The 570-nt window shown below is 67.5% G+C and carries 1 protein-coding gene; it reads left to right on the top strand.

Translation table 11 applies throughout. The annotated features are described in order from the left end of the window. Nucleotides 1-131 precede the first annotated feature (131 nt). A partial coding sequence (locus ABD301_RS42160) for an ATP-binding protein (protein ID WP_344315608.1) occupies nucleotides 132-570 on the top strand: 439 nt, incomplete at its 3' end.

Raw genomic sequence — 570 nt, forward strand, 5'->3', positions numbered from 1 at the left:
AGGTGGTGATCGATTTCTCCGTTTACGTCAATGCCGCTGACCGGCTCGCGACCCGCGCCGGCCAGAAGAAACAAGGAAATTCCTGACCAGAGAAAGGAAACTCGATCGTGAGCACACTCAACGCGCCGCAGATGAGCGAAGCGCGCCGCTACCAGCAGCTCAAAGCCCACCTGTCCTACCTGAAACTGGCCGACGCGGCCGATGCGTTACCGCGGATCCTGGACGCCGCCCGCGCGGAAAACCTCTCGGTGACCGCCGCGCTGGAACGGCTGCTGGAGATCGAGGTCAACGCCACCGAAGCCCGCCGGCTGGCCTCCCGGCTCCGGTTCGCCTGCCTGCCCAATCCGCACACCCTGGCCGATTTCGACTTCTCCGCCCAACCCGGCGTCGACGAGCCTCTGGTCCGCGACCTTGCGACCTTACGGTTCGTTGACGACGCGGCCAACGCGCTGCTGGTAGGCCCTCCAGGGGTCGGCAAGACCATGCTGGCCACCGCGTTGGCGCGCGCCGCCGCCGAAGCCGGTCACCGGGTCCACTTCACCACCGCCGCCGACCTCGCCGCCCGCTGCC

This window comes from Fodinicola feengrottensis (genome assembly GCF_039530045.1).
In the GTDB taxonomy this organism is placed as follows: Bacteria; Actinomycetota; Actinomycetes; order Mycobacteriales; family HKI-0501; genus Fodinicola; species Fodinicola feengrottensis.